This is a genomic window from Leptolyngbya iicbica LK (genome assembly GCF_004212215.1).
In the GTDB taxonomy this organism is placed as follows: Bacteria; Cyanobacteriota; Cyanobacteriia; order Phormidesmidales; family Phormidesmidaceae; genus Halomicronema; species Halomicronema iicbica.
The window spans coordinates 1,505,529-1,523,724 of record NZ_QVFV01000002.1 but is presented as its reverse complement, the minus strand read 5'-3'; the positions used below and the strand labels follow the sequence as shown (position 1 = coordinate 1,523,724).

The 18,196-nt window shown below is 58.2% G+C and carries 14 protein-coding genes; 3 read left to right on the top strand and 11 right to left on the bottom strand.

Features of this window, described 5'->3' with window-relative positions:
* Positions 1-87 precede the first annotated feature (87 nt).
* From DYY88_RS13750 to nifB, 9 genes are all read right to left on the bottom strand, one after another.
* Positions 88-3,075 carry a bifunctional nitrogenase iron-molybdenum cofactor biosynthesis protein NifEN gene (locus DYY88_RS13750; protein ID WP_084607087.1) on the bottom strand — a complete coding sequence of 996 codons (2,988 nt, stop codon included), beginning with the start codon at positions 3,073-3,075 and terminating at the stop codon, positions 88-90.
* Positions 3,076-3,210: 135 nt separating this feature from the next.
* Positions 3,211-3,489, bottom strand: a complete 279-nt coding sequence (locus DYY88_RS13745; RefSeq protein WP_039727377.1) for a nitrogen fixation protein NifZ — start codon at positions 3,487-3,489, stop codon at positions 3,211-3,213.
* A 157-nt stretch (positions 3,490-3,646) separates the two neighbouring features.
* The gene (nifK, locus tag DYY88_RS13740; protein ID WP_044151256.1) at positions 3,647-5,218 is read right to left on the bottom strand and encodes a nitrogenase molybdenum-iron protein subunit beta; all 1,572 of its coding nucleotides are present in this window, start codon (positions 5,216-5,218) and stop codon (positions 3,647-3,649) included.
* A 175-nt stretch (positions 5,219-5,393) separates the two neighbouring features.
* Positions 5,394-6,839: a nitrogenase molybdenum-iron protein alpha chain gene (nifD, locus tag DYY88_RS13735; RefSeq protein ID WP_039727378.1), complete on the bottom strand. Its 1,446-nt coding sequence runs from the start codon at positions 6,837-6,839 to the stop codon at positions 5,394-5,396.
* 162 nt (positions 6,840-7,001) lie between these two features.
* Positions 7,002-7,877: a nitrogenase iron protein gene (gene nifH / locus DYY88_RS13730; protein WP_039727379.1), complete on the bottom strand. Its 876-nt coding sequence runs from the start codon at positions 7,875-7,877 to the stop codon at positions 7,002-7,004.
* Between the two features lie 345 nt (positions 7,878-8,222).
* The gene (gene nifU / locus DYY88_RS13725; RefSeq protein WP_039727381.1) at positions 8,223-9,137 is read right to left on the bottom strand and encodes a Fe-S cluster assembly protein NifU; all 915 of its coding nucleotides are present in this window, start codon (positions 9,135-9,137) and stop codon (positions 8,223-8,225) included.
* A 144-nt stretch (positions 9,138-9,281) separates the two neighbouring features.
* Complete coding sequence (gene nifS / locus DYY88_RS13720; RefSeq protein WP_039727382.1) at positions 9,282-10,499, bottom strand: cysteine desulfurase NifS; 1,218 nt, start codon at positions 10,497-10,499, stop codon at positions 9,282-9,284.
* Between the two features lie 182 nt (positions 10,500-10,681).
* Entirely contained in the window at positions 10,682-11,035 is a 354-nt protein-coding gene (locus tag DYY88_RS13715) for a 4Fe-4S dicluster domain-containing protein (RefSeq protein WP_039727383.1), read from the bottom strand.
* 60 nt (positions 11,036-11,095) lie between these two features.
* On the bottom strand, positions 11,096-12,595 hold the full coding sequence (gene nifB, locus DYY88_RS13710; protein ID WP_044151257.1) for a nitrogenase cofactor biosynthesis protein NifB: 1,500 nt from the start codon (positions 12,593-12,595) through the stop codon (positions 11,096-11,098).
* Between the two features lie 1,001 nt (positions 12,596-13,596).
* Between nifB and DYY88_RS13705 the strand changes: the two genes are divergently transcribed.
* Together DYY88_RS13705 and DYY88_RS13700 are read left to right on the top strand one after the other, a co-directional pair.
* Positions 13,597-15,015 (top strand): amidase, encoded by a 1,419-nt coding sequence (locus tag DYY88_RS13705; RefSeq protein WP_039727384.1) that lies wholly within the window; start codon positions 13,597-13,599, stop codon positions 15,013-15,015.
* A gap of 140 nt (positions 15,016-15,155) precedes the next feature.
* Positions 15,156-15,941, top strand: a complete 786-nt coding sequence (locus DYY88_RS13700; protein ID WP_039727385.1) for a HEAT repeat domain-containing protein — start codon at positions 15,156-15,158, stop codon at positions 15,939-15,941.
* 217 nt (positions 15,942-16,158) lie between these two features.
* Here DYY88_RS13700 and DYY88_RS13695 read toward each other — a convergent pair whose 3' ends face one another.
* Positions 16,159-16,965 (bottom strand): DsbA family protein, encoded by an 807-nt coding sequence (locus DYY88_RS13695; protein ID WP_052288458.1) that lies wholly within the window; start codon positions 16,963-16,965, stop codon positions 16,159-16,161.
* 21 nt (positions 16,966-16,986) lie between these two features.
* A complete protein-coding gene (locus tag DYY88_RS24200; RefSeq protein WP_160299563.1) occupies positions 16,987-17,145 on the bottom strand; it encodes a hypothetical protein in 159 nt (52 codons plus the stop codon).
* 62 nt (positions 17,146-17,207) lie between these two features.
* Between DYY88_RS24200 and DYY88_RS13690 the strand changes: the two genes are divergently transcribed.
* Positions 17,208-18,185, top strand: coding sequence for a trypsin-like serine peptidase (locus tag DYY88_RS13690; RefSeq protein ID WP_052288459.1), 978 nt, complete (start codon positions 17,208-17,210; stop codon positions 18,183-18,185).
* The last annotated feature ends 11 nt before the right edge of the window (positions 18,186-18,196 follow it).

Sequence of the window (18,196 nt, the reverse complement as noted above, 5' to 3'; positions counted from 1 at the left end):
AGGGGCGAGGCATTCTCGAAATTACATGTCGTTCTTGACCAAAATGTTCTGGCGAGAATGCCTCGCCCCTACGGGATGTTGATGGATTTACGGAACGGTGCCCCCTCGCCGGAACGTGGTCGGATCGGTAGACACCTCGCCCTGGGGAAATATTGCTGGATTGGCGATCGCCTCTCCGGCACAGGTCATGAACGGGTCGGCAAATTTTTCACCATTGCGCTGGAGGGCGTTCAGGGCTGCCTCGATCGCGACGGGGAGATGGACGTCAACCGGGGTAGTGCGATCGAAGCAGCCGTCGCGCCACTCATGCACCAGCGCGTGGACCCGTTCTTCGTCGGCTTTGAGGAAGATGTTGCCGATCGCGAACAGCATGTCCAGGGTGCCGCGATAGCCGACGGTGCAGCGCTGGCCGTTGCCCAACTGATCCAGCATGGGGAAGCCGTGCAGGTAGAGGGGGATGCCGTGGCGACGGGCGACGGGGCGCACTTTGGAGTTGGCGATCCACAGGTCAGCTCCGGCGGCGAGTTCCTCGAAGTCCTCGAAGTCGCCGATGTAGACCTTGTCGGTAGGCAGGTGCTTGAGCAGGGGCGACTTGGTCGCGGTGACGGCAGCCTGAATTTCGACCCCCGTGGATTGCAGCCACCAGGCGGTGTTGTAGAGCAGGTCGGGTTCGGCGGCGATCGCCACTTTTTTGCGGCCAAAGTAGAAGTGGGTGTCGAGCATGGCGTCTTGCACCCGTCGCCGCTGTCGCTGGTACTTTTGGGGCACTTGATAGCCGCTCAGTTTCGAGAGCACATCGAGGAAGCGATCGACCCCTTCCAGTCCGGTGAGCTGGTCAAAGGGGATGGCGGGAGTGCCAAAGCGTTCCGATAAGATTGCCGCTGCGCCCGTCAGACTGCGCCCGATGACGAAGGTGACGGCAGACTGACCGATCGCTTTCAAATCCGCGATGGGGGTGCCGCCTGTGGTCGTGGTGGCGTAGTTCAGGTCTTCTAAGTGGCCATCCAGCGAGGTGGACAGATCCGGCACCACAATCGGACGCAGGCCAAAGGACTCCACGATTTCCCGCAGTTCTTCCACATCGCCGGGACCATAGGCGGAACTCATGAGCAGCGTCACCTGCCGCAGGTTCACCTCGCCCGCTTCCGGCAGGTCGCGCATCAGGCTTTCGACCGCCGCCGCAAAGCCATCTTCCAGGCTGCCCTTGTAGTCCGGCGTCGAGGCGAAGACGATAGGCACCTGCAATTCCGGATGGTCGTTGTGGAACTGCTTCAGAATGCCGTTCATGTCGTCGCCCCGCACCTCCGTCAGGCCCGTGGTGAAGAGGCCGACCAGTTCTGGCTGGGTCTTTTCGATGACGGTCAAGAGGCCCGTGTCCACGTTCTCGTCGCCGCCGAGCACGGTGCTGACCTCACCCATCGCCGTCGTCGCCAGGGGAATCGCTTCCTGAAAATGGCCGACTAGCAGCACTTTAGCAAAGGCGGTGCAGCCCTGAGAGCCGTGGAACAAGGGAATTGCGCCCTGGATACCGAGGAAGGCGATCGCGGCCCCCAGCGGCTGGCTTTGCTTGAGGGGATTCACCGCCACGGCTTTGCGACGGGCAATGACTTTGGTCACGGTGTCGTCGGGGTTGGGGGTCGGCTGTTGCTGTAGCGTCTCCAACCGATTGGGAATCCACCAGGCGTCCTGGCTGCGCTTGGCCGCTTCCACATCCCAGGGGGCGGGGCGGCGCACTTCCTGCCACACCGGACTGTAAATCGTCTCGTCCAGCTCCTTCGCCATCTCCACCAGACCGCCGTAGCCCGAATAGGGGTTGTGGCGCTCCTGGTTCACATGCAGGAAGGGAATGCGGGCTTTCAGCGCGGTGAACTGGTTGCGGCCTCCGGCGATGAGCAAATCCGCTTTTGTCTTGCTGATGATGCTCAACAGTTCCTGGGCACCGCCTTTTTCGATGGTCATGCCGTCTTTGCCGAGCAGGGCATTGATGCGGGCTTTGTCGGCCTCCGTACTCTTTTTGGTGCTGGTGGCGACAACCTTGATGCCCAAATCCTGAGCCGCCGAGATGATCGACCAGCTCTTGACTCCCCCGGTGGAGATGACGACCCGCTTGCCTTGCAGCCGTTCTCGATACGGTGCCAATTGCTCATCCAACTGCGCCGTTTCCTGAGCGATCAGCGCTTCCACTCGCGCCTGCAAGTTCATATCGCCAAGCTGGTAGGCGATGTTCCGCAGACAGCGGTTCATGTCCTCCACCCCGTAGAAAGACTCCTCGATGTAGGGAATGCCGTAGCGGTCTTCCATCTTGGTCGCCAGGTTGATCAGCGCTTTGGAGCAAATCACGATATTGAGCTTGGCGCGGTGGGCGTAGGCCACTTCTTCGTAGCGGGCGTCCCCCGTAATCTTGGCGAGGACGCGGATGCCGAGCTTATCGAACAGCGGCAGCACGCCCCACAGTTCTCCCGCAATGTTGTATTCGCCAATCAGGTTGATGTCGTAGGGGGTGGTGTATGTCGGTTCCGCCGTGCCGATGACGCTGGCCAGCAGCGCTTCTCCGGCAAGGCGATTGCCCAGGTTCTTGCTGCCCGTAAAGCCGGGAGCGTGAACGGGTATTACCGGGAGTCCGAATTTGTCCGCCGCGGCCTTGCACACCGCGTCCAGGTCATCCCCAATCAGCGCCGTCACGCAGGTAGAGTACACAAACACCGCCGCTGGGCTGTAGCGCTCTTTGACATCCTGAATGGCTTTGTAGAGCTTCTTTTCACCGCCAAAGATGATGTCGTTTTCGCTCAGGTCGGTGGTGAAGCCCATCTTGTAGAGCAGGGGGCCAGAGGAGAGGCTGCCCCGTCCGCCCCAAGAGTTGCCCGCACATGCGATCGGGCCATGAACGAGGTGCGCCGCGTCGGTGATAGGGACGAGGGTAATGCTCGCGCCGTCAAAGGCACAGCCGCCCTGAGCGGCACCGGGTTTCGCCTGTTGCTTACACGCCTTGTTGTGACCTTTCCCATTCTTCTCATGGTTATGCTCACAACCCGGCTGGGTCAGGAGTTCGCTGATTTTGGGCTTGGTGGAGGTCATGGTGGGGAGGGTGGGAGGGTGGATGGGTGGATGGGTGGTTGGGAATAGGGTTTACGGTTTACGGTTCACGGTTTAGGGTTTGCGGTTTGGACCTTGAACCTTAGACCTTAGACCTTAGACCTTAGACCTTGAACCCTATTCCCTTGCCTTCGACAGGTCTTCGGCGGGTTCTAATTCCAGGCCCAGGCAGCCGACGATGCGGTTGGTTTCGAGGAAATGGACGGAATAGATGTATGCGGTTTGCAGGTAGGTACCGATGCCGATGACGTAGCCTTCTTCGCCTTTTTCGGCGAGGCGTTTGCCGGTGACTTCGCCGGGGTAGGTGCCGTCATTGCGGATGACCTTGGTGACGCGCACTTTTTGGTCGAGGTCGTAGGTGGGGGGAAGGTGGAGTTCGGGATCGCCGAGTTTCATGGGTGAGGGTGTGAGGGTGATTGGGTGTGAGGGTGATTGGGTGGCAGGGTGTGAGGGTATGTTGGCAAAGCCCGCCCGGAGGGCTTGGGTGGCAGGGTGTGAGGGCTGATGAACCCAGCTACCCTCACACCCTCATACCCTCACACTCCATCACTCCTTACCGAATCAAGTCGAAGGAGATGTCGGTCTTCGACGGGACGATGGTGTTGAGGTCGAGTTGCTCAAGGATGGTGTTGACGATCCAGTTGAGCTGGTTGATCGCGCCGTTGTAGCCGAGGGTGGCGTAGCGGTGCATGTGGTGGCGATCGAAGATCGGGTAGCCAATGCGCACTAACGGGGTACCAGTGTCGCGCCACAGGTACTTGCCGTAGCTGTTGCCGATCAGCAGGTCAACGGGCTCGGTGAACATCAGCGATCGCAGATGCCACAGATCCTTGCCGCCCCAGACCGTTGCGCCTTGTCCGTAGGGGCTCGCCGTCAGGATTTCGCGCAGTTCCGCTTCGAACTTGTCATTGCTGTTCGTCACCACGATGTGGGTCGGTTCAGCACCTAGTTCCAGCAAGAAGTTGACCACGGTAATCACATGATCCGGATCGCCGTAAAGGGCGACTTTTTTCCCGTGAATCCAGGCTTGGGAGTCGGTCATGGCGTCAACGGCCCGACCGCGTTCCTCTTGCAACTCCTTGGGAATGGGCTTACCCGTTACTGCCGACAGGTTCATCAAGAACTCATCGGTGCCGCGAATGCCAAACGGACGGAAGGTGTAGGTCTGCTGGCCCCATTCCTTCGCGGTCAGCTCTTGGCACTTGGGCGTGGTGTACTTCTGGAAGAAGTAGCTGCCTTCGGCGTTGATGCTGTCAGCGGCGTCTTCCAGCTTGGTGAGGCCGTTGTACATCTTGAAGTCGCCTGTGTTTGGCGAATCAAAGGCATCGGAGTTGTCCGACAGGATGGTGTAGTCAACGCCGAACAGGTCGAGAATGCGCTTCAGCTCACGGGTGTTGCCGATGTACGGATCAAAGCCCAGGTTAAAGTTGAACTTGCCGTTGGTGGTCTCGGCTTTCTTGCCCTTGGTGAGCGTCGTCAAGATGCCCTTCAGCATGTTGTCGTAGCCCGTAATGTGGGAGCCGACGAAGCTCGGGGTGTGAGCATAGGGCACAGGCAGGTCTTCGGGAATATGGCCTTCTTGCTTTGAGGTGGTGATGAACGCACCCAGGTCATCCCCGATGACTTCCGCCATACAGGTGGTGCAGAGGGCGATCATCTTGGGCTTATACAGGGTGAAGGAGTTTTCCAAGCCCTGCTTCAAGTTGCTGAGTCCGCCGAAGACCGCTGCATCCTCAGTCATCGAGGAGGAAACTGCCTGGAAGGGCTCTTTGTAGTTACGGGTCAAGTGGGTGCGGAAGTAGGCGACGCAGCCCTGGGAACCGTGGCTGTAGGGCAAGGTGTCTTCAAACCCAGCGGCCACAAATAACGCCCCAAGGGGTTGGCAAGCTTTAGCGGGGTTGATGGTGAGGGCTTCGCGGGCAAAGTTCTTTTCCCGGTATTCCCAGGTCTTAGTCCATTCAGCAACTTCTTCGATTTTCTCTTTGCTATACGCCCCTTCAAACTGGCGCTTGTAGTCAAAGAGTTCCTGATATTCATCGTTGTGGAACAGTTCAAAGTGATCCTGAATCTTGCCCGGATCAGCAGGCACATTCGGCGTTTGGGTGTTGTCAAGATTGTCAGTCATGATGCTCTCCTATGAGAGGTCGATGGGTGGGTGAGTGGATGGGTAGATGAGGTCGGTGGGTAGGTGGATGAGGTGGGTGGGTGGGTGGATGAGGTAGGTGAGTCAGCTGAGTGAATCAATAGGGCAAACTTCACCCACTTCACCTACTCCCCTACTCCCCTACTCCCCTACTCCCCTACTCCTCCCAAGGCGTGTTGATCAGACCCCAGGTGGGATTGTTAATCGCCAGATCCATGTCACGGGCGAAGACTTCGAAGCCGTCGTAGCCGTGGTAAGGACCGGAGTAATCCCAGGAGTGCATCTGGCGGAACGGTAGGGCCATCTTCTGGAAGACGTACTTCTCTTTGATGCCGGCGGCGATTAAGTCGGGCTTGAGTTGCTTGGCAAATTCTTCGAACTCGTAGCCGCTGACGTCGTCGTAGATCAGGGTGCCTTCTTTGACGTAGTCGGTGGTGCGTTTGTAGTCGTCGCCATGGCCGAATTCATAGCCCGTGGCGATGACTTCCATGCCGAGATCGTGGAAGGCGGGAACCACGTGACGGGGGCGCAGGCCGCCGACCATCATCATCACTTGCTTGCCTTCGAGGCGCGGACGGTACTTGGCGACGATCTGATCCATGCGGGCCTGGCCCTTGGCGATCACTTCTTCCGCTTTCGCCTGGATGGTTTCGTCAAACTGGGCGGCAATCTTGCGGAGGGACTTGGCGATTTGGGTGGGGCCAAAGAAGTTGTACTCTAGCCAACCGATGCCGTACTTCTCTTCCATGAAGCGGCAGATGTAGTTCATCGACCGATAGCAGTGGATGAGGTTGACTTTGGCGAGGGGAGCCATGACTACTTCGTTAAAGGTGCCATCACCGGAGAATTGGGAGATGACTCGTAGCCCGATCGCTTCGAGCAGTAAACGGCTAGGCCAGGCGTCTCCACCGATGTTGTAGTCACCGATGATGTTGACATCGTAGGGACCGGGTTCGAAACCTTCCGGCAGTTTGCGGTACTCATCAGCTTTGGGCAATACCCAGTCCCGCACCGTGTCATTCGCGATGTGGTGACCGAGGGATTGCGACACGCCGCGGAAGCCTTCGCAACGTACAGGGATGACGGGTAAGCCCGTTTCCTTAGCTTTTTGGCGGGCAACGGCTTCAATGTCGTCCCCAATCAGGCCCACCGGACATTCTGATTCAATCGTGGTGCCCTGGCTCAGGGGGAACAGTTCGCCCAGTTCATCAATAATCTTGGCGAGCTTTTTGTCACCGCCAAACACGATGTCGCGCTCTTGGAAATCGGAGGTGAACTGCATGGTGCCGAAGCTATCGACGCCCGTAGTACCGACGTAGTAGTTACGACGTCCGGACCAGGAATAGTAGCCACAACCCACAGGACCGTGGCTGAGGTGAATCATGTCCTTGACCGGACCCCAGACCACCCCTTTGGCCCCAGCATAGGAGCAGCCACGGGTGGTCATCACGCCAGGCACGGACTTTTTGTTGGACTTCACACCGCAGTCAGTGGCTTCGGCTTCGGTGACATCGAGGTGCTTCGCCCGCATTTTCTTGGCTTTCGCAGGATAGGCTTCTAACACCTCCTGGATGAGCTCTTTTCTGTCTTCTACTGTGGCCATAATGCCCTCTCAATAAGCGTAGGGAGTGAGTGTTGGGAGTGAAATTGGGTGCTGAGTGCTGAGCATGAACGGTGAGGTTTAACGAGTTGGGAGTGAATGGCCCAAGGGCTGACTCGCAAGTGATTTGGCTTCACGCCTGCGTCGTTAAACCTGCCCGTTGATTTAGACAGCAGCCGTAGCCGCGTCTGAAGCTAGAGCCTTCTGGTACTCTTCGTCGCTGTCGAGGATGCCGAATTCGATCAACAGATCTTCCAGTTCGTCCATTGAGATGGGCGTCGGAATGGTGAGCTTCTTGTTGTTGATGATCTTGTCGGCGAGTTGCGCGTACTCTTGAGCTTGGTTGCTGTCGGGCGCGTACTCGTTCACCGTCATGCGGCGCAGCTCAGCGTGTTGGACCACGTTGTCGCGGGGCACGAAGTGGATCATCTGGGTGTTGAGTTTTTCAGCGAGGGCTTCAATCAACTCAACTTCTCGGTCAGTATTCCGGCTGTTACAGATCAGACCGCCTAACCGGACTCCGCCTGAGTGGGCATACTTCAGAACGCCTCGGGCGATGTTGTTGGCCGCGTACATGGCCATCATTTCACCGGAGCAGACAATGTAGATTTCCTGGGCTTTGCCTTCCCGGATGGGCATGGCAAAACCGCCGCAAACTACGTCGCCCAGTACGTCATAGGAAACGAAATCGAGGTCTTCGTAAGCACCTTCTTCTTCCAGGAAGTTGATGGCTGTGATGATGCCGCGTCCGGCACAGCCGACGCCCGGTTCAGGACCACCGGACTCGACGCACTTAACGCCGCGATAGCCGGTGAGCAGTACTTCTTCGAGTTCCAGATCTTCGACTGCGCCACGCTCGGCTGCCAGGTGCAGGATAGTCGTCTGAGCTTTGCTGTGCAGCATTAAGCGGGTGGAATCGGCCTTAGGGTCGCAGCCGACGATCATAATACGTTGGCCTTTTTCAGCCATGGCAGCGAGGGTGTTTTGGGAAGTAGTGGACTTGCCAATGCCGCCTTTGCCGTAAAACGCGATTTGACGCATGGTGGAGATTCTCCTTAGCTTTGCAATGTCGTGAGTGAAATCGTGGCTAGCGGGGATTAAGCCTGAATGGGCTCACGTAGCTGCCCGCTGTTTTGGAACTGTCTGGGAGGTCAGGGCAAGGGGGTGGAAGTGCGGGGTGAATCACGGAAGGGTGAGTTCCTGCCCTGGTGGTATGGTGTTTGCTGTCTGCCGCACTGGTGTGGACGTTGGTGGGTCCCTTCCGGGATGGGTTTTTGAGGACATGGGGGAGTGGGAGGGTGGATGGGTCTAAGGTTTACGGTTTACGGTTTACGGGTTAGGGTTGGGCCTTGAACCTTGAACCTTGAACCGTGGACCTTGAACCGTTTAGATCGCTTCGACGGTGAGGGTGGGGAGGACCCGATCGCGCAGTTGAGCCGCGATCGCGTATTTGACGGTGTCGCCGCTGCTGGCGCAGCCGTTGCAGGCTCCTGTGAGCTTGACGAGGACGCGATCGCCGTCGACGTCGTGGAGTTCGACGTCGCCGCCGTCGGCAATCAGCACGGGGCGGATTTCTTCGTCGATCACCTGTTGGATGAGGGTGATTTTCTGGAGAGTCGTCAGGGTGCGAACGGGGGCTTCGGCGACGGCGGTGGCAGCGGCTTCTTGTTTCAGGGCGACCGAGGCGGCGACGCGGACAGAGTCCGCCGCTTCCTTCTGCACTTCGATGAGGACATCTTCGATACCCGCGAGGCAGGAGCCGCAGCCGCCACCGGCTTTGATGTAGTTGGTGACTTGTTCAACGGTTTGCAGGTCGTTTTCGAGGATGAAGCGGCGGACTTTGTTTTCGGTGACGCCGAAGCATTTGCAGAGCAGGGTGCCTTCGTCATCCTCATCGTGGTGCTCGACTTCGATGCCGCGATACTTGTAGATGGCGGCTTCTAGCGCTTCCTGACCCATGACGGAGCAGTGCATCTTGGCTTCGGGCAGACCGCCGAGGTATTCCGCGATGTCGTGGTTGTTGATGTTCAGCGCTTCGTCGAGGGTCTTGCCCTTGATGATTTCGGTCAGGGCCGAGGAAGAGGCGATCGCGCTCGTGCAACCAAAGGTCTGGAACCGCGCATCCAAAATCTGATCTTTCGAGACCTGGACTTTCAGGTGCAGTCTCAGGGCATCCCCGCAGGCAATGCTGCCCACCTCGCCAAAGACCACGGCCACATCGGGCTCGTTGCCGTCTTCAATGGCACCTTGGTTAACGGGGTTGTAGAAGAGGTCGAGTACTTTTTCGGAATAATCCCACATGGCTTTTTTTGGGTAAGAAGGTGGATGGGTAGCAGGGTGGCAGGGTGGTTGGGTGGTTGGGTCCGTAGGGGCGAGGCATTTTCGAAAAATCGTTTCGGTCGAGTCCCAAATGGTGTCTCGAAAATGCCTCGCCCCTACCGGGGGTTACGTCGCCAGCGCGACATCCCGTTCTTGCAGCCAATCGGCCTGGTCGTTGTTGAACGGGGACAGGGCGCGGAGGCGATCGACGATTCCCGGCATCACTGCGAGGACGTGCTGGATTTCGGCTTCGGTGGTGAAGCGGGAAAGGCTGAACCGGATGGAGCCGTGCAGGATGGTGTAAGGCAGGCCCATCGCCATCAGCACGTGGGATGGGTCGAGGGAACCGGAGGTACAGGCGGAACCGGAGGAGGCGCAGATGCCTTCGCGGTTGAGCATGTAAAGGATGGCTTCGCCTTCGATGTATTTGAAGCCGATGTTGGTGGTGTTGGGCAAGCGGGGGGAGTTGCCGCCGTTAACTTCGCAGTCGGGAATGGTGGCGAGCAGTTCGCGTTGCAGCAGATCCCGGAGTGCCGCTTCTGAGGGGACGGACCCCTTGGAGGGGTCCGTCCCCTGGGCCAAATCCAACTCAGCAATTGCAGCGGCTTTGCCGAGGGCGACGATGCTGGCGACGTTCTGCGTCCCGGCGCGGCGGCCCCGCTCCTGGTGGCCGCCGAGGAGGAAGGGGCGGAACCGGAAGCCTTTGCGGACGTACAGGGCACCGATGCCTTTGGGGGCGTGGAGCTTGTGACCGGAGAGGGTCAGCAGGTCGATCGCGCTTCGACTCAGGTCAATAGGCAGTTTGCCGACCGCCTGCACCGCATCGACATGAACGGTCGCGCCGTATTCCTTGGCCATGAGGGCGATCGCTTCCACCGGGAAGACCACACCCGTCTCGTTGTTGGCGTACATCGTCGTCACTAGTGCCGTGCCGCCCGTCAGCGCCGCTTCCAGCTCCATCAGGTCGAGCTGACCCTGCCGATCCACCGAGAGGTAGGTCACGTCGTAGCCTTTCTTTTCCAGGTGCTTGCACACCGAGAGAATGGCGGGGTGTTCAACCGCCGTAGTGATGATGTGGCGCTTCTCCGGCTGTGCGGCGAGGGCGGCGTGAATCGCGGTGTTGTTGCCTTCGCTGCCGCAGCTATTGAAGATGATTTCGGTATCCTGCGCCCCAAGCAGACTGGCGACCTGGGCGCGGGCTGCTTCCAGCGCGGTTTTGACCTGTCCGCCAAAGCTGTGCATCGAGGAAGGGTTGCCGTAAAGCTCGCTCAGGTAGGGCAACATCGCTTCGAGAACAGCGGGGTCGATTTTGGTCGTAGCGTTGTTATCGAGATAGACAACCATTGGGCAAGCTCCGAGGGGTGTGTGAGGGGGTTAGGGTTTAAGGTCTAGGGTTTAAGGTTTAAGGTCTAGGGTTTTAAGGTTTGGGGTTTAGGGTTTGGGGTTTAGGGTCGGCCTTGAACCTTAAACCCTGTACCTTGAACCCTGCTAAACCCTGTACCTTGAACCCCGCTTCTACGGGATGTTTAGGGTGTGACTGGCCCGTTCCCTTGCAACTGATTCAGGGTGGCGGCGTAGCGGTCAAACCAGGCGTTCCAGTATTGGGGTTTGGCGGTTTTGCGGAGGCGCTGGACGATGTGGGCGTAGGTGGCGAACCAGGTTTCCCAGTAGTCGGGGGTGGTGGTGGCGATCGCCTCGATACATCCATTGCTTGTCGGACAGATGGCCCAGCATTGGGGGACGCTAAAGCTGTCGGCGCATTGGTTACAGCGAGATTCATTAATCCTGACTTGGGCACCATCCACCGCGATCGCCGCAGTGGGGCAGGCGGAGAGACATCGTTGGCAACCGATACAGTTCGAGGTGATGGTGTAAGTCATGGCGATTAATCAATAGAGGGTTGATTCGTAGGGGCGCACGGCCGTGCGCCCCTACCGGGATTAGGCGATGACCGAGGCGAGGCTTTCCGATTCGGCGAGAACGGCTTGGTCGTAGTACTTGCGGGCGATCGCTTCAATCACGCCGTAGTCTTCGACCACTTCGATGCCTGCTTCCTTGATGGCCTTTTGGGGACAGGGGCCAACCTTCATCGCAAAGATGGCCTTGCAGTCTTCAATGGTCTTGAGAATGCCGTCCAGGGCCGCTTCTTCGCCGTACCCGCCCTGGCAGTAGTCGGCAATCTTGCGGTGACCGATGAACTTGGCTTCATTCGCGTCCACTTCGTAAATCATGAATTCCTTGGCATGCCCGAAGTGCTGGTTCACCATGCCGCCGCCCTTGCTCGCCACCGCGACCAAAATCTTGGGTGAAGGCATCGCGTCAGAACTTTCTGCACCGCCCTTAGAAGCCAGTTCCTTCGCGGCTTGCACCTTCGCTTTGAACTGTTGGATGCCGATGTGGACGGCTTGGCGGGTTTCCAGGTTGTAGTCCGCCGACATTTCCATGAACTTCTCTTTGGTGAATTCTTGGCTGCGGTCTTCACCCAGCAGGCCAACGGCATCGGCCCGACACTGACGGCAGTGGCGCATCAGTTTCATATTGCCGGAGCACTTGTCTTGAACGGCTTTCAGCTCTTTGGGGGTGGGGCCAGGCTGGCCGTTCAAGCCAAAGTAGGTACCGTGCTCCGGAGCCGAGATGAGAGGCATGATGTTGTGCAGAAAAGCGCCTCGTTCTCGGATTGCGGCGTTGACTTCCGGCATGTGTTCGTCATTCACACCGGGAATCAAGACTGAGTTCACTTTGCAGAGGATGTCGGCCTCTTGCAGGGCTTGCAAGCCTTCCATTTGCCGCTCGTGGAGGATTTTCACCCCATCAATGCCGCGATAGCGACGGCGGCGATAGTGAACCCAGGGATAAATCTTCGCCCCGATTTCGGGATCGATCATATTAATCGTGATGGTGACGTGGTCGATGTTGAGTTCTTTGATGCGGTCCACGTAGTCCGGCAGCATCAGGCCGTTGGTCGAGAGGCACAGCTTGATGTCGGGCGCTTTGTCCGCAATCAACTCAAAGGTGCGGAACGTCTTTTCAGGATTCGCCAGCGGATCGCCAGGACCAGCAATGCCCAGCACCGTCATTTGGGGAATCTTGCCTGCGACCACCAGTACCTTATGGGCCGCTTCTTCCGGGGTGAGCAGTTCGCTGACGACGCCGGGGCGGCTCTCGTTGGCGCAGTCGTATTTGCGGTTGCAGTAGTTGCACTGGATGTTGCAGGCGGGGGCCACGGCGACGTGCATCCGGGCGTAATGGTGGTGGGCTTCTTCGCTGTAGCAGGGATGGTTTTCGATGCGCGATCGCATCTTGTCATCCATTTCCTTGGGCTGGCCGGAGGTGCTACAGCCGCAGTTGCTGCCTTTAGCGGACTTCACTTTGGTCTGAGTCTTGGTCAGGGTAATGTCGAGGGTCGGTTCGGCGGTGGTGGCGTTAGGGGGTGGCGTCATGGGCTCTCAGGGTGGGTGGGGTCCAGTCAAAGCCGCGAGTGGTGGTTCGCATAAATCCTGAGCGGCATCTGGGAGCAGGTGAGATAAAAGAGACGCGGCTTGCCACGTCTCTTTTGCGTGTGAGTATTAACCAGATTCCGCTGAGGGGCTATCGATAGAGCTGGAGAGTCTTTCTGATCAGGCTTGGGTGGGCACTTCGCTAACGATTTGGTGAGGGAAGGCGTCAAGGGTGGAAACCTTAGAAATCTCTGGCAGCGCGATAGCCGTTTGGCGTTGAAGGAGTTATATCAATCGCCTTAACTTTGATTGAGGCGATTCCCGCCCTAGGGTTTATTGAGTGATTAGGCCTGTACTCAAGCGCTCAAAGCCGCAAAATAGTAGGCCCAAAACTTTTTCCCAAACTAGGGGCACGAGTATTTCATTGAGTAGGGACAGGTGTTTTTGCTGCCCCCTTCGACCTTTTCTGCACTCACCCCAACGCCTTATAGAACAAGACATTCACGGCAAACAGCCAAGGCTTCTAAGTAGGAACACTTGAGTACTCGGGTTCATTTCTTTGGTTAAGGACGATACAGTTTCTTTACATGCGAAAACACAAATCAAAATCGTCTGTATCGTTTGTTGCTTTTTCCTACGCTTTTTGTCAGGGAGTACCGATTTCTCCGGTAAAGAGATGTAACACTCCTGGCTGGGCAAATGCATTGGTTGCTTTCGACTGATCTGGCTGCACCGATGCCATGGCCGAGCTGTTCACAGGTGTTTTTATCCGGCCAGGGAGAGGCGCAGGCCGATTGAGCCAAACAGTGGCTTTGCTGACCGCTGGGGTTGAGTTTTCTGGTCATTCCCCCTGCAATGCGATGGGCAGCTTGATTTGGTCATGTCCTGACGGTCTCGGGAGTGGCCGTGTGGCTGTCTGCCCCAATTGCCATACTGTCTGTCAGACTGGGCAACGCTGAAAACATCCGCGATATGCTTACCTACGCAGGTCCCCGATTGAGTTCATGGATAAAACAGATCTTGCGTTTACCCCAGCGTTAGAGCAAGCCCGCCTCATTCGCCACAAAACTATCTCCCCGCTGGAGCTGACGGAACTGTATTTGGAGCGGATTGAGCGGTTGAATCCCATCCTGGGTAGCTATTTCACCGTCATGAGGGAAGCGGCGATCGCCGACGCCACGCAAAAGACCGAATACCTGGCCACGAGTGATCCAACTGATCTGCCCCCATTTTTTGGCGTGCCGCTGTCGGTCAAAGATTTGAATCCGATCGCGGGCGTGCCCTGTTCTTATGGTCTTGCCGCCGCCAAAAACCGCATCGCCGAAAAAGATGATGGCCTGATTCCCCGCTTACGCAATGCGGGTTTCGTCTTTTTAGGCAAAACCGCCACGTCGCAGCTCGGTTCCTTTCCCTATACCGAACCGCCCGGCTTCTTGCCCACCCGTAATCCCTGGAGCCTGGAACATACGGCAGGCGGCTCGACGGGCGGTGGGGCGTCGGCATTGGCCGCGGGATTGTGCGCGATCGCCCAAGGTTCTGACGGTGGCGGTTCCTTGCGTGGTCCCGCTTTTTGCTGTGGGTTAGTGGGCATGAAACCCTCGCGTGGGCGGGTCAGTTTTGCCCCTGTGGGCGAACGGCTGCACGGTTTGGCAACCAACGGGCCGCTGGGGCGCACCGTGTCCGACACCGCCGCTTTTTTAGATGTGATGGCGGGTTACGTAACGGGCGATCCGTATTGGTTGCCCCCGCCAGAAACCAGCTTTCTCACCGCCACGCAGGTTGATCCGCCGCCGCTCAAAATCGGGGTCATCACTGGCGTTGAACCCATTGGCGATGCCGATGCGGATTGCAAACAAGCGGTGCTCGACACCGCCCATCATTTAGAGTCGCTGGGTCATCAAGTCGAGTCGATGCCGCCGCCAGATTTATCCGAGTTGATTGAACCGTTTACCACGGCCTGGCAATGTGTGCTGGCTGAAGCCAACGTTCCGTTCTTTGTGATGGAAAAAATGAACCGCTGGCTCTGGTGGCGAGCTTGGCAGATTCGCAGTGGCAAATACCTGCGGGCGGTGAGCAAGCTACAGGTGGTGTCGCGAAAAATCGTGGCGCAATTGCAGGACTACGACATCGTGCTCGCGCCGGTGTACATGCATCCCGCGATCCGCATTGGCGAATGGCAATCCCTGCGTTGTCCGCAAATTCTGGACAACATTATTAATTGGATTGCCCCCTGTCCGCCTTTTAATGCGAGTGGACAGCCCGCGATCGCCCTCCCCACTGGTTTTACTCCATCGGGCTTGCCCGTGGGGGTGCAGCTGATTGGTCGCCCGGCAGCGGATGATACGGTGCTGGCGATCGCTGCTCAACTAGAACACACCTTTTTCCAGAACTGCGATCGGCCTGCCCTGGCAAATGGCGGTTAACTCGGCCTAATCATCCACGACTTGGGGCGATGTCGCCTCATGGATCACAGCCCGAGCCCGTCCCAGCTGAATGGCGATCGCCCTTCGCGGTAAACTAAGCCTCTGAAAGGGTTTGCTGGGCATGTTGGGAGGTTAACCAGATGGGATTCGTGATTGGTTTGATCATTGGTGTCTTAGCGGGAGGGTCGATCGCATATTTCCTCGCGTCAAAACAGGCGTCGCGTCAGGCCGCGATCGTGCAAGATTTGCAGCGCCAACTCGACCTGTCAGAATCGGAGCATGAGCGGCGGCTGCGAGAAGCCACTGACCAGCTGCGCCGAGACTATGCCGCCCCGGCCCCAGCTCCTGCGGTCAGTCCGGCTCCGGCTCCCGCCGCAGTCAGCCCCCCGGCCTCCGTGGCGACTCCGGTTGAGCCCCCCACTGCATCCGTTGCTACCTCGCCCCAACGGGCCGAAACGCCGGTCACGGCGACGGTTCCGACTCCCCTGCCGCAGCCGGTTATGCAGAGTCCGACGGTGCCCGAAGGCCCAGCGTCAGCCTCTAGCTCGTCAGCGCCGACCTCAGACCTCCGCGTTGCTGACCCTAATGCTGTATTAGCTGCCAGCTATGCCCCGGATGCCGCCACACGCTATCAGGTCGCCACTGCGATCGCTGAAATTTTGCCCCAAGCCGGAATGCAGTCCCAAGCTCGCTGGCTACCAGTCCTCGGGCGGTTAACCCGCGATACTGACGCCACCGTGCGGCTAGCCGCGATCGAAGCCTTAGAGCCAGTGAGCCCGGCGAAGCGATTGCCCTGGCTACAACGCGCCCTCAAAGATACCGACCCAGCGGTGGTCGCCGCCGCGAACGCCCTGATCAACACGACCAAGGGCCACACACGGCGATCGCAACCGTCGAAAAAGCGCCGCCTGCCCAAAAACAAGTAGCCTTCTTGGATGGTCTGAACTTAGGCATGAGGATTTCATAAAATCCAGTTCCTGTCGGGCAAGGAGCTTGCCTGTACTGGAACCGCCGAGACGGCTGTTCACACTTAATTCAAATTCAATTCTCATTCCTTAGCGCGGCTGGCAGTGAATCCGCGAGACGGCTGTCACAACTGATTCCATACCCATTCCTGCAGGAATATCAGTTTGGCTGAACGATTTACTGATCTGCTTGCAAACGGGTGAGCGCTTCGGCAAAAAACTCGCTCGGCACCGCACCGGGAATCAACAGGCCATCCATGATGAAGGTGGGGGTGCTGCGGAGTTGAAACTCTTGCACCAGGGCCAAATCGCGGGCTAATGCTGCTTTCGCCTCATCACTGGCGCGATCTCGGTTAAACTGTTCTAGATCGAGCCCCAAGTCAGTGGCAATCTGCACATACAGCTCTTCACCTAAGTCTGCCTGATTGGCAAAAAGCGCTTGATGAAATTCCCAAAACTGGCCCTGTTGGTCAGCGGCCCAAGTCGCTAACGCCGAGGGAATGGCCTCGGGGTGAATGCTCGTAAGGGGAAAGTGCTTAAACACCAGGAGTACCTCATCCCCATGCGCCTCCATAAAGGCTTCCACTTGCTCGGAAGCCCGGGCGCAGTAAGGACACTGAAAATCCGAAAATTCCAGCATGATGATCTCGGCGTCCGGGTTGCCCTTGGTGGGCGAATCGCCGATCAAAAAATCACGACCCAGGTCGGCCACCACTTCATTAACCAAAGCTTGATGGGCCCGCAGATCGTCCTGCGGATTTGCCTCAGCCGTTGCGGTATCTGGCGCGTCGGCCACCAGCGAGGCATCGCCCTCGGTACGCATCAAGCTCCCTAACGAGACCAATAAAGCTACGCTAATCAGTCCAAAAAAGCCGATGCCCAACCATAATGGCCAGTTTTTGGCCGTCGGACGGGGGGACTCGGAAGGAGTTTCGGGTGTGGGCTCGGGGTTGGTTTCAGCCGGTGAAGGCGAAGAATCACTCATAATCGTGCGGATACGGGATCGTTAAGGGGGCGATCGCAGCGGTGACAACACCGTTGCGGTTGGCAAAGCGTCAATACTGTAGCGCGATCGCCGCAGCACTGACAGCACCGTCAGGCGACAACGCCGATGGTTGACCCTAGCCAGATCGTTGATTGACGGTCTCGTCCCCAAATGGGGCATCTTGAATGCAGTAGACAGACACAGGGCGGCACGCTTCTCAGTTGTCGGTTTGGAAAAAATTTATGATGCAGGACAAAATTTTGGGTGGCGTCGCGGGCGGCCTGATGCTGGCGATCGCCGCACCCACAAACACCTTTCCGGGGTTAGCGCAATCCCTCGACAGCGTAACCCTGGAGCCGCTGCCCTCGGCGGCGACAGAAATTGGCGGTGCGGCCTATGCTCCCGTGACCCGCGCTACGTCCCCGCGCCCCATCAATGGACCGTTGCGAGCCGTCGTCAATCGTGACGATCGCACCCCCGTGCTCAGCGACAGTTATCCGTGGTCGGCGATTGGCCGAGTCGATTGGTTGGCCCCCGATGGCGTCACCGTGCTCGGAGCCTGCACCGGCACCCTGATTGGGCCAAATCTGGTACTGACCAATGCGCATTGCTTGCTCGACCCTGAGACCAATCAGCCCACGACGCACACCATCGTATTTCGGCCCAACGTCGTGCAGGGAGAAGCGACCGCGATCGCCAATGTGGTGGCCTACGATTATGGCGACAGTCCCTTTACGGGCAGTGCCGCCGATGACTGGGCCTTGCTCACCCTCGATGTCCCCCTGGGCGAAGACTTCGGCTTTCTCGGCTGGCGCTTTGCGGATTTTGCCGACGCCGATACGTTGACCACCCTGGCCGGGCAGCTCAGTGTCGTGGGCTATTCCGCCGACTTTCCCACCGCCGCCTTTGCCGGCTTGGGTGAGCCCGGCGAAACCGCTGGCCTCAGCGCCCATTGCAGCGTGGTGACCGAACTCGCCACCGGCGAATTTGCCGGGAGCCTCATCCACACCTGCGATACCAATCCCGGCGCATCGGGAGCCCCGATTTTCGCCTTGTTTGATGATGGCGAATATTACATCGTGGGCCTGCACACGGGTAGCGTGTCGCTGTTAGAAAGTATTGCCTTACCCACGGGCGAGCAAACTGACGTGCTGAATCGGGGCATTCCCGTCTCTCGCTGGGCCGACCGAGCGATGACGTTGCGAGCCGTCCCCGAATGAGGCAAGGGTCG

Bases quoted from the DNA above. Each gene is read 5' to 3' on its own strand.
- DYY88_RS13750 (WP_084607087.1), bottom strand. From the start codon at position 3,075: ATGACCTCCACCAAGCCCAAAATCAGCGAACTCCTGACCCAGCCGGGT.
- DYY88_RS13745 (WP_039727377.1), bottom strand. From the start codon at position 3,489: ATGAAACTCGGCGATCCCGAACTCCACCTTCCCCCCACCTACGACCTC.
- nifK (WP_044151256.1), bottom strand. From the start codon at position 5,218: ATGACTGACAATCTTGACAACACCCAAACGCCGAATGTGCCTGCTGAT.
- nifD (WP_039727378.1), bottom strand. From the start codon at position 6,839: ATGGCCACAGTAGAAGACAGAAAAGAGCTCATCCAGGAGGTGTTAGAA.
- nifH (WP_039727379.1), bottom strand. From the start codon at position 7,877: ATGCGTCAAATCGCGTTTTACGGCAAAGGCGGCATTGGCAAGTCCACT.
- nifU (WP_039727381.1), bottom strand. From the start codon at position 9,137: ATGTGGGATTATTCCGAAAAAGTACTCGACCTCTTCTACAACCCCGTT.
- nifS (WP_039727382.1), bottom strand. From the start codon at position 10,499: ATGGTTGTCTATCTCGATAACAACGCTACGACCAAAATCGACCCCGCT.
- DYY88_RS13715 (WP_039727383.1), bottom strand. From the start codon at position 11,035: ATGACTTACACCATCACCTCGAACTGTATCGGTTGCCAACGATGTCTC.
- nifB (WP_044151257.1), bottom strand. From the start codon at position 12,595: ATGACGCCACCCCCTAACGCCACCACCGCCGAACCGACCCTCGACATT.
- DYY88_RS13705 (WP_039727384.1), top strand. From the start codon at position 13,597: ATGGATAAAACAGATCTTGCGTTTACCCCAGCGTTAGAGCAAGCCCGC.
- DYY88_RS13700 (WP_039727385.1), top strand. From the start codon at position 15,156: ATGGGATTCGTGATTGGTTTGATCATTGGTGTCTTAGCGGGAGGGTCG.
- DYY88_RS13695 (WP_052288458.1), bottom strand. From the start codon at position 16,965: ATGAGTGATTCTTCGCCTTCACCGGCTGAAACCAACCCCGAGCCCACA.
- DYY88_RS24200 (WP_160299563.1), bottom strand. From the start codon at position 17,145: ATGCCCCATTTGGGGACGAGACCGTCAATCAACGATCTGGCTAGGGTC.
- DYY88_RS13690 (WP_052288459.1), top strand. From the start codon at position 17,208: ATGATGCAGGACAAAATTTTGGGTGGCGTCGCGGGCGGCCTGATGCTG.